Source organism: Streptomyces sp. NPDC001604, assembly GCF_042893475.1.
Lineage (GTDB): Bacteria > Actinomycetota > Actinomycetes > Streptomycetales > Streptomycetaceae > Streptomyces.
The window spans coordinates 238,933-252,647 of record NZ_JBIAUY010000007.1 but is presented as its reverse complement, the minus strand read 5'-3'; the positions used below and the strand labels follow the sequence as shown (position 1 = coordinate 252,647).

At 71.8% G+C, this 13,715-nt stretch carries 13 protein-coding genes; 5 read left to right on the top strand and 8 right to left on the bottom strand.

Annotation, left to right across the window (positions count from 1 at the left end; translation table 11 throughout):
• Positions 1-62: 62 nt before the first annotated feature.
• Together ACFY1E_RS21825 and ACFY1E_RS21820 are read left to right on the top strand one after the other, a co-directional pair.
• Positions 63-1,094, top strand: a complete 1,032-nt coding sequence (locus ACFY1E_RS21825) for an oxidoreductase (protein WP_389078348.1) — start codon at positions 63-65, stop codon at positions 1,092-1,094.
• A gap of 186 nt (positions 1,095-1,280) precedes the next feature.
• A complete protein-coding gene (locus ACFY1E_RS21820) occupies positions 1,281-2,921 on the top strand; it encodes an ABC-F family ATP-binding cassette domain-containing protein (RefSeq protein WP_389078345.1) in 1,641 nt (546 codons plus the stop codon).
• A gap of 54 nt (positions 2,922-2,975) precedes the next feature.
• Here the strand turns inward: ACFY1E_RS21820 and ACFY1E_RS21815 are convergent, their stop codons facing one another.
• The 4 genes from ACFY1E_RS21815 to ACFY1E_RS21800 all read right to left on the bottom strand — a co-directional run bounded on the left by ACFY1E_RS21815 (position 2,976) and on the right by ACFY1E_RS21800 (position 7,506).
• Positions 2,976-3,539, bottom strand: coding sequence for a putative glycolipid-binding domain-containing protein (locus tag ACFY1E_RS21815; protein ID WP_389078343.1), 564 nt, complete (start codon positions 3,537-3,539; stop codon positions 2,976-2,978).
• Positions 3,540-3,595: 56 nt separating this feature from the next.
• Positions 3,596-6,010, bottom strand: a complete 2,415-nt coding sequence (locus ACFY1E_RS21810) for a Tex family protein (RefSeq protein ID WP_389078341.1) — start codon at positions 6,008-6,010, stop codon at positions 3,596-3,598.
• A 100-nt stretch (positions 6,011-6,110) separates the two neighbouring features.
• Positions 6,111-6,242 carry an LPFR motif small protein gene (locus tag ACFY1E_RS21805; RefSeq protein ID WP_308117073.1) on the bottom strand — a complete coding sequence of 44 codons (132 nt, stop codon included), beginning with the start codon at positions 6,240-6,242 and terminating at the stop codon, positions 6,111-6,113.
• A 394-nt stretch (positions 6,243-6,636) separates the two neighbouring features.
• Complete coding sequence (locus ACFY1E_RS21800) at positions 6,637-7,506, bottom strand: hypothetical protein (RefSeq protein WP_389078338.1); 870 nt, start codon at positions 7,504-7,506, stop codon at positions 6,637-6,639.
• A 113-nt stretch (positions 7,507-7,619) separates the two neighbouring features.
• Between ACFY1E_RS21800 and ACFY1E_RS21795 the strand changes: the two genes are divergently transcribed.
• Both ACFY1E_RS21795 and ACFY1E_RS21790 read left to right on the top strand, forming a co-directional pair.
• Complete coding sequence (locus ACFY1E_RS21795) at positions 7,620-8,585, top strand: GlxA family transcriptional regulator (protein WP_389078336.1); 966 nt, start codon at positions 7,620-7,622, stop codon at positions 8,583-8,585.
• 10 nt (positions 8,586-8,595) lie between these two features.
• Positions 8,596-9,231 carry a DJ-1/PfpI family protein gene (locus tag ACFY1E_RS21790; RefSeq protein ID WP_389078334.1) on the top strand — a complete coding sequence of 212 codons (636 nt, stop codon included), beginning with the start codon at positions 8,596-8,598 and terminating at the stop codon, positions 9,229-9,231.
• Here ACFY1E_RS21790 and ACFY1E_RS21785 read toward each other — a convergent pair.
• A complete protein-coding gene (locus tag ACFY1E_RS21785; protein WP_389078331.1) occupies positions 9,218-9,967 on the bottom strand; it encodes an enoyl-CoA hydratase/isomerase family protein in 750 nt (249 codons plus the stop codon). The two genes, ACFY1E_RS21790 and ACFY1E_RS21785, sit on opposite strands and share 14 nt — an antisense overlap.
• 245 nt (positions 9,968-10,212) lie before the next feature.
• On the opposite strand from ACFY1E_RS21785, the gene ACFY1E_RS21780 reads away from it, so the two are divergent.
• Positions 10,213-10,725, top strand: coding sequence for an ATP-binding protein (locus ACFY1E_RS21780; protein WP_389078633.1), 513 nt, complete (start codon positions 10,213-10,215; stop codon positions 10,723-10,725).
• Between the two features lie 6 nt (positions 10,726-10,731).
• Here ACFY1E_RS21780 and idi read toward each other — a convergent pair whose 3' ends face one another.
• The 3 genes from idi to galE all read right to left on the bottom strand — a co-directional run bounded on the left by idi (position 10,732) and on the right by galE (position 13,636).
• Positions 10,732-11,325 (bottom strand): isopentenyl-diphosphate Delta-isomerase, encoded by a 594-nt coding sequence (gene idi, locus ACFY1E_RS21775; protein ID WP_030936227.1) that lies wholly within the window; start codon positions 11,323-11,325, stop codon positions 10,732-10,734.
• A 254-nt stretch (positions 11,326-11,579) separates the two neighbouring features.
• Positions 11,580-12,521, bottom strand: coding sequence for a cation diffusion facilitator family transporter (locus ACFY1E_RS21770; protein ID WP_389078327.1), 942 nt, complete (start codon positions 12,519-12,521; stop codon positions 11,580-11,582).
• A 149-nt stretch (positions 12,522-12,670) separates the two neighbouring features.
• Positions 12,671-13,636 (bottom strand): UDP-glucose 4-epimerase GalE, encoded by a 966-nt coding sequence (gene galE / locus ACFY1E_RS21765; protein WP_389078325.1) that lies wholly within the window; start codon positions 13,634-13,636, stop codon positions 12,671-12,673.
• Positions 13,637-13,715: the final 79 nt, after the last annotated feature.

The following is a 13,715-nucleotide window of genomic DNA, read 5'->3' as shown; positions in this document are numbered from 1 at the left end:
GGACGTCAGCGGAATGTGTCATGCCGTGCTCAGACAGCTCCCACTGCGGGAATACTCACAGCATGTCTGCCGAATACGCGACCTTCGGCCTGGCACCGGCGATGCGTGCCGGTGGAGTCCTCGCCAACGGTGACTACCAAGTGCACCGGGACTTCGTGGACTTCATCGTCGACGGACGTCCGCTGCTGTTCCAGCTCTCCGACCTCGATGCCGTCTCCCCGCTCGCCTCCGACATCCCACCCGCGATCTTCACCGAACACGTCCGCAGCCTCCTCCTGGAGGCGGACCCACCGCTTCCGGGCGGCCGTTACGTCATCTACGGCTGCCCCGAGTGCGCCGACCTGGCCTGCGGCGCGGTCACCGCGATCATCGAGCGGGGAGGCGATGAAGGGGAGGACTACATCTGGCGGGACTTCGCCTGGCAGACCGACGAACACGCCGACCTCGAACTCAACGGCTACCACGGCATCGGACCCTTCCGCTTCCGGGGCGCCGAGTACCGAGAGGCACTGGCCGCCCTCCTCGAAGGCGAGTCCCCGGGCACCCGCCGCCGGGTCCTGCTCATCGGCGCCCGCGTCGCCCTGCTCGCCAAGCTCGCCGCCGCCCTGCGCACCATCGGCATCGGCGCCGACATCGCCCACGACGCCGACGGCGTCCCCGCCGACGAACTGCGCGCCTACGGCGCCGTCGCCTTCGGCCGCGCCGTCACCCAGGAGGAACGCACCGCCGTACGCCGCTCCTTCGAGCAGGCGGGCGTCGAGGTGGTCTACGTCGAGGGCCTCGCCCCGATCGTCCCGCTCCTCGTCGCCCAGATCGAACACGCCCTGGACCGCAGCCCGGCGGAGCAGCGCCGGCTGACCCGCCTGGTGGCGGCCGACGGCGAAGCGGGCGTCGAGGTCACCTCACCCTGCCGGGTCCGCCTCACCACGTACCGCCTCGACCGCCTCTACCGCACCCACACCCACGAGGTCTTCGACGGCGTCCTCGAACCGGGCCGCCATCGCATCGCCCTGGACGCCAAGGCGGTGAAGGGGGAGTCGTTCGTGGTGGCACGGACGGCGGGGAGCGTGCTGGTGGAGGCGATGGCGCGGTAGCGCTCCGCTTCGGGGCCATCGACCGGAGAGGGGGTGCCGCGAGCTGACATCAGCCGTCTGCGGGCCCGTTGTGGCTGGTCGCTCCCATGGAGGCGGAGCCGCAGATCGACACGCGTTTCACCGACGGCACAGCCCGCACCCTTCGCGGGCGCGCCCGACGTGACCCGCCCATTAGGATCGCCCCCTGTGACCGCCACTCTCGTCGCCAAGAACCTAGCCGCCGGCCACGGCGACCGCTCCCTCTTCTCCGGACTCGACCTCGTCGTCGCGCCCGGAGACGTGATCGGGCTGGTCGGCGCCAACGGCGCGGGCAAGTCCACCCTGCTCAGGATGCTCGCGGGACTGCTCGCCCCGGAGCAGGGGGAGCTCAGGCTCTCCCCGCCGACCGCGACCGTCGGCCACCTCCCGCAGGAGCCGGAGCGGCGCCCCGGCGAGACGGTCCGGGAGTTCCTCGCCCGCCGTACCGGTGTCGCCGAGGCGCAGCGCGTGATGGACGAGGCCACGCAGGCCCTGGTCGACGGCGCACCCGGCGCCGACGACGCGTACGCGACCAGCCTGGAGCGCTGGCTCGACCTGGGCGGCGCCGACCTGGACGAGCGGGCCGAGGAGGTCGCCGACTCCCTGGGCCTGGCCGTGGACCTGGACCAGCCGATGACGTCCCTGTCCGGCGGCCAGGCGGCGCGCGCCGGACTCGCCTCCCTGCTTCTGTCCCGCTACGACGTCTTCCTGCTCGACGAGCCGACCAACGACCTCGACCTGGACGGCCTGGAGCGCCTGGAACGGTTCGTGAAGAGCCTGCGCGCCGGCACCGTCGTCGTCAGCCACGACCGCGAGTTCCTCACCCGGACCGTCACCAAGGTCCTCGAACTCGACCTGGCCCAGCGGCAGATCAACCTCTACGGCGGCGGCTACGAGGCCTACCTGGAGGAGCGGGACGTCGCCCGCCGGCACGCCCGCGAGGACTACGAGGAGTACGCCGACAAGCGCGCCGCCCTCCAGGACCGGGCGCAGATGCAGCGCTCCTGGATGGACAAGGGCGTCAAGAACGCCCGCCGCAAGGCGAGCAACGACAACGACAAGATCGGCCGCAAGTTCCGCAGCGAGGCCAGCGAGAAGCAGGCCGCGAAGGCCCGGCAGACGCAGCGCATGATCGAGCGGCTCGACGTGGTCGAGGAGCCCCGCAAGGAGTGGGAGCTGCGCATGGAGATCGCGTCGGCCCCGCGCTCGGGCGCGGTCGTGGCCACCCTGCGGGACGCTGAGGTACGGCGCGGCGACTTCACCTTCGGCCCGGTCTCCCTGCAGATCGACTGGGCGGACCGGGTGGCCGTGACCGGGGCGAACGGCGCCGGCAAGTCGACCCTGCTGGGCGTGCTGCTCGGCCGTATCCCCCTGGACGCGGGCCATGCCAGCCTCGGCTCCGGGGTGCTGGTCGGCGAGGTCGACCAGGCCCGCAAGCTGTTCCACGGCCCGGAGGCCCTGCTGGACGCCTTCTGCGCCGCCGTACCGGACACCGAACCGGTCGAAGTACGCACCCTGCTGGCCAAGTTCGGCCTCAAGTCCGACCACGTCCTGCGCCCGGCGGCGACCCTCTCCCCGGGCGAACGCACCCGCGCCGCCCTGGCGCTGCTGCAGGGACGGGGCGTCAACCTGCTCGTCCTCGACGAGCCGACCAACCACCTCGACCTGCCGGCGATCGAGCAGCTGGAGGCGGCCCTCGACGCCTATGAGGGCACCCTCCTCCTGGTCACCCACGACCGCCGCATGCTGGACGCGGTCCATGTGAACCGGCGGCTGGAGGTGGCGGACGGAAAGGTCACGGAGCGCTGAGCAGGACGGATGAGGTCCGCCACGGCTCAGGGCAGCGCCCCGGAAGGGTCGGCTTCAGCGCAGGCGCGTCGCCAGCCCGGGATAGTCGACGACGCAGCCGTTCGCGTCGAACTCCAGGTCACTGCGGAACTCGCCGGACGTGAACCGGACATGGCCGCCGCCGTCGGTGCGCCCGAGGTGGGTGTAGGTCTGCTGCGACGGCCGTACCACCAGTCCCGGCACCGACACCCACGCCATCAGGAACTCCCGCTCGCCCGGCGCCCGATGAAGGTCGTGCCGCAGCACCGGCATGGTGTTGGTGAGCGGGCACAGGCCCAGATCGCAGTCGAGCGCACCCCCGACACCGGGCACCGGTTCGCCGTCCGCGGTCCACCGCCCGGCGTCGTCGCGCCGCAGGTCGAGAGTGCGGGTACTGCTCTCGGTCTCCGCAGTGACCGCCAGCCGGCGGGTCACGAACCCCGCACCGGTCTCGAGCTCGTACGAGATCCAGTACGGCTCCGGAACGGCCCCGACGGCCCGCCCGCGCGCCCGCAGCGAGCCGTCGCCGAACTCGACCCAGGCGGTCTCGTACCCCCGGCTCTCCAGCACTTCCCAGGTGACGGCGTGCGATGTGACCATGCCGTCACCTTAGGTCTGAAGGGGCGCGAAACGCCCCCCAGGACCTCCCCCTCAGCTCACCGCTTACCCTTCGGATCAAGCAACCCCGCCCGGCGCAGAGCATCGGCCATCGCGCTGTTGGCGGGTGCCGCCGCCTGGCGCGAACCGCCGCTCTGGCCGCCACGGCCGCCGCTCTGCCCGCCACGACCGCCGCCCTGACGCTGCTGCTGCCGCTGCTGAGGCGGACGCGCACCCCGCTGCCGGCGGTCGCCGCCGCCGTCCCCCTGCGGCGCGGCCTCGTCGTCGAGGCGCAGCGTCAGCGAGATCCGCTTGCGCGGAATGTCGACGTCGAGCACCTTCACCTTGACGATGTCCCCGGGCTTCACCACGTCCCGCGGGTCCTTGACGAAGTTCTTGGACAACGCGGAGACATGCGCCAGACCGTCCTGGTGGACACCGATGTCGATGAACGCACCGAAGGCCGCCACATTCGTGACCACCCCCTCCAGGACCATCCCGGAGGCCAGGTCGGAGATCTTCTCGACGCCCTCCTTGAAGGTGGCCGTCTTGAAGGCGGGCCGCGGGTCGCGGCCGGGCTTCTCCAGCTCCTTGAGGATGTCGGTGACGGTCGGCAGACCGAAGGTCTCGTCCACGAACTCATCCGGCTTCAGCGAACGCAGCACGCTCGTGTTGCCGATGAGTGACGCCACCTCCTGCCCGGTCGTCTTCACCATGCGCCGGACGACCGGGTACGCCTCCGGGTGCACGCTGGAGGCGTCCAGCGGGTCGTCGCCGCCGCGGATCCGCAGGAAGCCCGCGCACTGCTCGTACGCCTTCGGGCCGAGCCGGGCCACGCTCTTCAGCTGGGTGCGGGATTTGAAGGGGCCGTTGGCGTCGCGGTGCGCCACGATGTTCTCGGCCAGCCCGGAGGTGATGCCGGAGACCCGGGCGAGCAGCGGGGCCGAGGCCGTGTTGACGTCCACGCCGACACCGTTCACACAGTCCTCGACCACTGCGTCCAGCGAGCGCGACAGCTTCACCTCGGACAGGTCGTGCTGGTACTGGCCGACGCCGATCGACTTGGGGTCGATCTTCACCAGCTCGGCCAGGGGATCCTGGAGGCGGCGCGCGATGGAGACGGCGCCGCGCAGCGACACGTCCATGTCGGGCAGCTCCTGCGAGGCGAACGCGGACGCCGAGTACACCGACGCGCCCGCCTCGGACACCATCACCTTGGTGAGGTTCAGCTCGGGGTGCCTGCTGATCAGTTCACCGGCGAGCTTGTCGGTCTCGCGGGACGCCGTGCCGTTGCCGATCGCGATCAGTTCGACCGCGTGTTCCTTCGCGAGGCGGGCCAGCTTCGCGATCGCCTCGTCCCACTTGTTCGCCGGGACGTGCGGGTAGATCACGTCCGTGGCCACCACCTTGCCGGTGGCGTCGATGACGGCGACCTTCACCCCCGTACGGAAACCGGGGTCCAGGCCCAGGGTGGCGCGCGTGCCGGCCGGGGCGGCGAGCAGCAGGTCGCGCAGGTTCGCGGCGAACACCTGGACGGCCTCGTCCTCGGCGGCCGTGCGCAGCCGGAGGCGCAGGTCGATGCCGAGGTGCACCAGGATGCGGGTGCGCCAGGCCCAACGGACGGTGTCCGTCAGCCACTTGTCGGCGGGACGGCCGCGGTCGGCGATCTGGAACTTCGCGGCCACGATGCCCTCGTAGGACGAGGGGCCGTCCGTGGGCTCCTCCGGCTCCAGGACGAGGTCGAGGACCTCCTCCTTCTCGCCGCGCAGCATGGCGAGGATGCGGTGCGAGGGCAGTTCGGTGAACGGCTCGGCGAAGTCGAAGTAGTCGGCGAACTTGGCGCCCGCCTCCTCCTTGCCCTCCCGCACCTTGGCGGCCAGCCGCCCGCGCACCCACATGCGCTCGCGCAGCTCGCCGATCAGGTCGGCGTCCTCGGAGAACCGCTCGGTGAGGATCGCGCGGGCGCCGTCCAGGGCGGCCTGCGGGTCGGCGACGCCCTTGTCCGCGTCGACGAACGCGGCGGCCGCGGCGAGCGGCTCGACCGTCGGGTCGGCGAGCAGGCCCTCGGCGAGCGGTTCGAGCCCGGCCTCGCGCGCGATCTGCGCCTTGGTGCGGCGCTTGGGCTTGTACGGCAGGTAGATGTCCTCGAGCCGCGCCTTGGTCTCGGCGCCGCGGATCTGCGCCTCCAGCTCCGCGGTCAGCTTGCCCTGCTCGCGCACCGACTCCAGGATCGCGGTCCGCCGCTCCTCCAGCTCCCGCAGATAGCGCAGCCGCTCCTCGATCGTGCGCAGCTGCGCATCGTCGAGCATCTCGGTCGCTTCCTTGCGGTAGCGGGCGATGAAGGGCACCGTCGAACCGCCGTCGAGCAGTTCCACGGCAGCCTTGACCTGCCGCTCCCGGACGCCGAGCTCCTCGGCGATCCTGCCTTCGATGGACCCTACGTTGGTGGACCCGCTGGACCCGGGTGTCGTCACGATCCCGTACCGCCTTCTCACTGAGGTTGCGCCGCAATTGTGGCAGGCGGCACCGACAGTCGGGGATCAGGGCGGCAACCGGCGAGGCGGGGTGGCGCAATCAGGCCCCGTGGCCCCGCGCGGAGCCGGAGGCTCCACCGAACAGCCGGGCCAGCGCCCGGAAGGGCAGGGTGACGACGGTGGCGATCGCTCCGCCGATCTGGCGCAGCACGTCTGCAATGGCGCGGAACACGAAATTCCCCTCTCCGTTCCCGGTTTCCGCCCGGCCGAGGCGGCCGGGCGAGATCCGGGTACCCGGGTTTCTCAGGCCCTTGCCGATCAGATGTGTCGGGTGGGCGCCGGCGGCGAGTGCGGTCCGCGCGGTCCCGAGGTTCGCCGGCTGGGCGACAGTCTCTGCTTGGGTCTCCTCAGCGGTTGCCGATGAGAGCGGCGGGGTGGGCCTTGGCTGCGAGTGCGGCTCGGCGAGGCCTGTCCTGGGCTGCGTCGACCGGGTGAGGGTTCCTGCCGGGGTCTTTCGTCACCGCTTGCCGATCAGATCCGCGGTGTGGGTCTCGTCGGCGAGTGCGGCCCGCGCGTGGCCTTCCCGCGCTGCGTCGGCCCCGGCGATGCCCTCCGCCTGGGTCTCGTCAGCGCTTGCCGATCAGATCCGCCGGGTACGCCCCGGCCGCGAGTGCGGCCCGTGCGAACCCCGCTCCCAGCTCCGTCAGACGGGCGACACCCTCCGCCCCCAGGTGCTCGTACGGTGCCCGGTCCAGCCGGTCCGTCTCCGTCTCGATGTGCGCCCGCAGCGCGACGCCCCGCTCCGTCAGCTCGCCCGCCTCGTCCAGCAGCCCGCGCTCGCGCAGCCGCCCGCAGGCCGCGTCCCAGTCCTCCTGCTTCCAGCCGCGGCTGCCGAAGACCCACTTCGGTGTCATGCCCTTGCCGGTCGCGGTGTGGGTCACCACGGCCTCCAGACCGTCCAGTTCCGCGGACATCAGCACGGCGAGATGCCCGTCGCCCCGGTGCTCGCGCAGCAGCGTGGTGGCGTGGAAGTACGCCAGATGCGGCTCCTCGGGCACCGGCAGATCGGCATACGCCGAGTACAGCGGCCGGGCCGCGCGTGAACAGGCCTCGGCGGCCCGCAGCGCCAGTCGCGCCGCCTCCGCCATCTCCTCGGACCCCACGATGTCCTCGCCCAGCAGGCGCCGCAGGGTGGCATCGACGGCACGCGCGCGTGCGGCCAGGATCTGCCCGGGCGCGGCGGTCTCCCACACGGCGGGCACATGTCGGGCCACGAGCTCGTACTTGTAGTTGTAGAACGTCGCCGCCACCGTGCCCGGGCCGACCGGCCCCAGCGCGGCCGCCCGCGCCGCCAGGTTGACGGCCCTCGGACGGGTGATGCCGAGAGCGCCCAGTTCCCTGCCCAGGTCGGGCGAGAAGTAGTACGTCGCGTGCAGGGAGTTGAGCGCGTTGTGGCAGCGGCGACCGGCGTGCGGATCGAGGGCGGTGGTAGTCATGCCCGGCAGGCTACCGACTGGTCGGTACGGACTCCAGGGCTGGGGCCCGGATGGCAGGAAAGGTGGGGAACCCGTCATTGCAGCCATCCGCCCGGCTGCCAAGAATCATGGGTATGCCGCAGCGAACCGTCCTGCTCGTCCTCTTCGACGGCGTCCAGAGCCTCGACGTCACCGGCCCCCTCGAGGTCTTCGCGGGCGCCGAACTGCACACCCCGGGCACCTATCGCCTCCGTACGGCCTCCGTGGACGGCGCACCGGTCCGCACCTCCAGCGGCCTGACCCTCGTACCGGACCAGGCCCTCGCGGACGCGCCCGCCCCGCACACCCTTCTGGTGCCGGGCGGTCAGGGCACCCGCCGTCCGGGGCCCGACCCTCGGCTGACCGGCTGGCTGCGCGAGTGCGGCCCGGGCGCGGAGCGGCTCGTCTCCGTCTGCACCGGCGCCCTCCTCCTCGCGGAGGCGGGCCTGCTGGACGGGCGCCGCGCCACGACCCACTGGGCGTACTGCGACAAGCTCGCCCGCGACCACCCGTCCGTCGAGGTCGACCCCGACCCCATCTATGTGCGCGACGGACACGTCTTCACCTCGGCGGGCGTCACCTCCGGCATCGACCTCGCGCTCGCCCTGGTCGAGGAGGACCTGGGCCGGGAGACGGCGCTGACCATCGCCCGCCACCTGGTCGTCTTCCTGCGCAGGCCCGGGAACCAGGCCCAGTTCAGCGCGCAGCTCGCCGCCCAGACCGCCCGGCGCGAACCGCTGCGCGAGGTCCAGCAGTGGATCACCGAGCACCCCGACGGGGACCTGGACGTCGAGTCCCTCGCCGCCCGTGCCGCCCTCTCGCCCCGCCACTTCGCCCGCGCCTTCCAGGCGGAGACCGGCATGACCCCGGGCCGCTATGTCGACCGTGTCCGCCTCGAACACGCCCGCCGCCTCCTGGAGGACACGGCCGACGGTATCAAGGAGATCTCCCGTGCCAGCGGCTACGGCACCCCCGAGGCCATGCGCCGCGCCTTCGTCAGGACCCTCGGCACCGCCCCGGCCGAGTACCGCCGCCGCTTCCGCCCCGTATCCACCCGCTGAAAGGAACCCGATGCAGATCGCCGTCCTGCTCTTCGACCGCTTCACCGCCCTGGACGCCGTGGGCCCGTACGAGACCCTGGGGCGCCTTCCCGACGCGGAGACCGTCTTCGTCGCCGAACGGACCGGCCCCGTCCGCACCGACACCGGCCACCTCGCGATCGTCGCGGACAAGACCCTGGCCGAGGTGGAGCACCCCGACATCGTGATCGTCCCGGGCGGCCCAGGACAGACCCCGCAGATGGAGAACGAGACCCTCCTGGACTGGCTGCGCACCGCCGACGCCACCAGCACCTGGACGACATCCGTGTGCACGGGCTCCCTGCTGCTCGCCGCGGCCGGGCTCCTCCAGGGCCGCCGCGCCACCTCCCACTGGCTGGCCCTGGACTTCCTGAAGCAGTTCGGCGCCGAGCCCACGGGGGAGCGGGTGGTCCTCGACGGCAAGTACGTCACCGCGGCCGGCGTCTCCTCCGGCATCGACATGGGCCTGACCCTGCTCGGCCGGATCGCCGGCGACGAACACGCCCAGGCCGTCCAGCTGTTGACCGAGTACGACCCGCAGCCGCCCTACGACGCCGGCTCCCCCGAGAAGGCGCCCGCGCACCTCGTCGAGGAGTTCCGCTCCAAGAGCCGCTTCATCCTGACGTAGTCCAGGTGAAGCGCGGCTGCCTGCGCTCCAGGAACGCGGCGACCCCCTCCACGGTGTCGCCGCTGCCGCGCGCCTGCTGCGTCCAGTACGCGTCCCGGTCGGTGCGCCCGTTGGCGAACTCCTTCGCGGCGGCCTGGGTGAGCTGCGAACGTGACACCAGGATCCGGGTGAACTCCGCGACCCGCTTGGCGAGTTCGCCCTGAGGCAGCACCTCGTCCACCAGGCCGGTGCGCAGCGCCCGCTCCGCGTCGATCAACTCGCCCGAGAACAGCAGGTACTTGGCGGCGGCCGGACCCACCAGCGACACCAGACGGCGCGTGGAGGAGGCCGGATACACGATCCCGAGCTTCGCCGGCGTCACCCCGAACAGCGCCCCCTCCATGGCGAACCGCAGATCACAGGCCGCCGCCAGCTGCGACCCGCCCCCCACGCAGTGCCCGCGGATCGCGGCCAGCGTCGGCTTCGGGAAGGCGGCCAGCGCCTCCTCGGCCCGCACCGCGAGCCCCTGCGCCTCCTCCGGCGACCCCCGCAGCGTGGAGATGTCGGCACCCGCGCAGAACGTCGAACCCTCACCGGTCAGCACCAGCGCCCGTACGTCCGGATCCGCGGCGAGGGTGTCGAGCAGCGGCGGCAGCGCGGCCCACATCGCGGCCGTCATGGCGTTGCGCTTCGCCGGGTGGTGGATGACGACGGTGGCGACCGCGTCGGTGACACTGTGCAGCAGCTGGGGCTCCATGGCCGGATGCTAGCCGCCTCGCCGGACACGTGATCAAGAAGGGGGCGCCCTAACCCGTACAACCCGAAGAGTTCGCGAAGTCGGCTGAAGCGTGAAAAGACCAGTCCCACAACTGACCGTGTCATACGCCAACGGTCATAAGTGCTCGATACCTGCTGACTTGTGTTCAGTCATCCGGAGTGCCGTGGGTCGTTCCCAACACTCGACGTGTGGTGACAATCGAGCGCAAGGGTGGCGACCGGACGATGGACAACCATGGGCGCGGGTCCGGCCCACGCCCAGAAGGCGGCGCCGACGAGCCCCGCGACCCGGGGCCGGCCGCGGACCCGCTGCCGTACGAAGGTGTCTGGCGGTTCACCGCCCCTGCCATCGAGGCCTCGGTCCCGCAGGCGCGGCACGCCGTGCGGGACCTGCTCCACCGCCAGGGGGTGCCCGTATCCGACGATCTGGTGTACGGCCTGCTGCTGATCGTCTCGGAGCTGGTCACGAACGCCGTCCGGCACGCGGCACTGCTCTCGCCGATGCTCGCCGTGGAGGTCGCCGTCGGCGCCGAGTGGGTGCGGGTGTCGGTGGAGGACAACCACCCCTACCGCCCGACCGCTCTGGAGGCCGACCACAGCGGCGAGGGCGGCCGGGGTCTGCTCCTGGTCAGCGAGGTCGCCCGGGAGGCGGGCGGGGTGTGCGACGTCGAGCACACGTCGAGCGGCGGCAAGGTGATCTGGGCCGCCCTGCCGCTCAAACCCCTGCGGGTGCTCTGAGGGAGGTCACCAGCCGGCCGACGGGCCGGTCAGCTCCCTGACGGCCGGGCGGGCCGCGTCCAGAACGGTCATGAACCAGGACGAGAAGGTGTCCTTCGCGTGCCGCTCCGCGAGCTCCGCGGGCGTCACGAAGGCCGTCGCGCCGACCTCCTCCGGGTCCGGCCGCAGCGGCGACTGCACCATGCCGACGAACAGGTGGTTGTACTCCTGCTCGACCAGGCCCGAGTCCGGGTCCGGGTGGTTGTAGCGGACCGTGCCCGCCTCGGCGAGCAGCGAGGGGGACACCCCCAGTTCCTCGTACGTGCGGCGGGCCGCCGCCGCGAAGGGGGCCTCGCCGGGGTAGGGGTGACCGCAGCAGGTGTTGGACCACACGCCGGGGGAGTGGTACTTGCCCAGGGCCCGCTGCTGCAGCAGCAGTCTGCCGCGCTCGTCGAAGAGGAAGACGGAGAAGGCGCGGTGCAGCTGCCCCGGCGGCTGATGGGCGGCGAGCTTCTCCGCGGTGCCGATCGTGACGCCGTTCTCGTCGACCAGTTCCAGCAAAATCGCGTCTGCGGCGCCGTTCGACGAAGTGTGCGTCGCGGTAGCAGGTGTGATCGGCATACCCATCCTTCACATCGGTCTTCGCGCCCCAAGTCTGCCGTACGAATCCGGCACTCCCGGCACTTCGCGGCGCGCCCGCATGTCCCGCGCGGCGCGGGGCACGGCCGTCACCGGTTGAAGACCGGAAGAGGGGCCCGGTAGTTGATCGTGCCCCTGGCGGTCGGCGGGGAACCGTCCGGGGCAACGCTGTGAGGCTTAACGACGCCGGGTCACGCCGGACGGCTGCATTCCGGCCAAGCTGCGGCGCACCTGCCTCAATGGCACACCCTCGCCTCGTGTTCCGCGTGCCCGCCCGGTTCCAGCTGGAAGGTGCAGTGGGCCACGTCGAAGTGGTCGCCGAGGCACTCCTGGAGCTCGTGGAGCATCTTCTCGTGGCCGATGGCGCTGAGGACGTCGGAACGCACGACCACGTGCGCGGACAGCACCGGCATCCCGGACGTGATCGTCCAGGCGTGCAGGTCGTGGACGTCCTCGACCCCGTCCAGGTCCAGGATGTGGGCCCGTACGTCCGCCATGTCGACGTCCCGCGGAGCTGCCTCCAGCAGGACGTCCAGGGTCTCGCGCAGCAGCTTCCAGGTGCGCGGCACGATCATCACGCCGATCACGAGCGAGGCGATCGGGTCGGCGGCCTGCCAGCCGGTGGCCAGGATCACCAGCGCGGAGATGATCACGGCGAGGGAGCCGAGCGCGTCCGCCGCGACCTCCAGGAACGCGCCGCGCACGTTCAGGCTCTCCTGCCGGCCGCGCACCAGCAGCGTCAGCGAGATCATGTTCGCGACCAGGCCGATCGCACCGAACACGATCATCAGCCCGCCCGCGGTGTCGGCCGGGGTGAAGAACCGCTGGACCGCCTCGTACAGGACGTAGCCGCCGACGCCGAGCAGCAGCAGACAGTTGGCGAGCGCGGCGAGGATCTCGGCGCGGGCGTACCCGAAGGTGCGGTTGCCGCTCGGCGGGCGGTTGGCGAAGTGGATCGCCAGCAGCGCCATGCCCAGCCCGAGGCCGTCGGTCGCCATGTGGGCGGCGTCCGCGATCAGCGCGAGCGAGTCCGCGAGCAGACCGCCGACGATCTCGACCACCATGACGGTGAGCGTGATCGACAGCGCGACGCGCAGCCGCCCGCGGTACGCCGCTGCGGCCGTACCGGTGGGCGGGGCATGCGAGTGCCCGTGCCCGTGATCGTGCCCAGCCCCCATGGCAGCCGCCTTCCCTTGTTGCGCCCGGGGTGCCAGTGAACTACGGGCGGGGGGTATCGGGCAACGCGGCACTGAACACCGTTGTCATGTGCCCTGACCTGCGGAAACGATATGCAGGTCAGGGCAGCCCCAGTTCCCTTGCCGCGCTGTCACCTGCCGTGGTGCAGCAGCCAGCCCTGCCACGCCGACTCCACCATCTCGGGCACCCCGCGCCGTGCGGTCCAGCCCAGCTCCGTCGCGGCCCGGGCGGCGGAGGCGACCGCGCGGGGCGCGTCCCCGGGGCGGCGGCCCTCGACCAGGGCCGGGCGGCGGTCGCCGGTCACCTCGCCGATGACCGTGATCAGCTCGCGGACGGAGACGCCCTCGCCGCGGCCGATGTTCACCGTGAGGTCACCGCTGCGGCCGGCGAGCCGCCGTGCCGCGGCCAGATGTGCCTCGGCCAGGTCGGCGACGTGGATGTAGTCGCGGATGCAGGTGCCGTCCGGCGTCGGATAGTCGTCGCCGAAGATCCGCGGGGCCTCGTCGCGGGTGAGCCGGTCGAAGACCATGGGGACGATGTTGAACACGCCGGTGTCGGCCAGCTCGGGTGCCGCGGCGCCCGCCACGTTGAAATACCGCAGGCAGACCGTGGAGATGTTGTGTGCCAGGCCCGCGGCCCGGACCAGCCACTCACCGGCGAGCTTGGTCTCGCCGTACGGGTTCACCGGCGCGCACGGGGTGTCCTCCGTGATGAGGTCCACATCGGGGTTGCCGTAGACGGCCGCGGACGAGGAGAACAGGAACTTCCCGATCCCGGCCTCGGCGACCGCCTCCAGGAGCGTCGCGAGACCGCCGACGTTCTCCCGGTAGTAGCGGGTGGGCTGCGCCACGGACTCGGCGACCTGCTTGCGCGCGGCGAGATGGACGACGCCGGTCACCCCGTGCTCGGCGAACACCCTCTTCAGCAGGTCGCCGTCGAGCGTCGAGCCCTCGACGAGCGGCACGCCCGCCGGCAGCCGCTCGGGGATCCCTGCCGAGAGGTCGTCGAGTGCGACCACGCGCTCCCCGGCGCCGGTCATGGCCCGCGCCACATGGGCCCCGATGTATCCCGCTCCGCCTGTGATCAGCCATGTCATGGTCGCCCACCCTATGCCGAGACCACCCGGCGCTCCCCAATGTCCCGGATGCCTGATCTGGGCACCGCGGTTTGTCGGC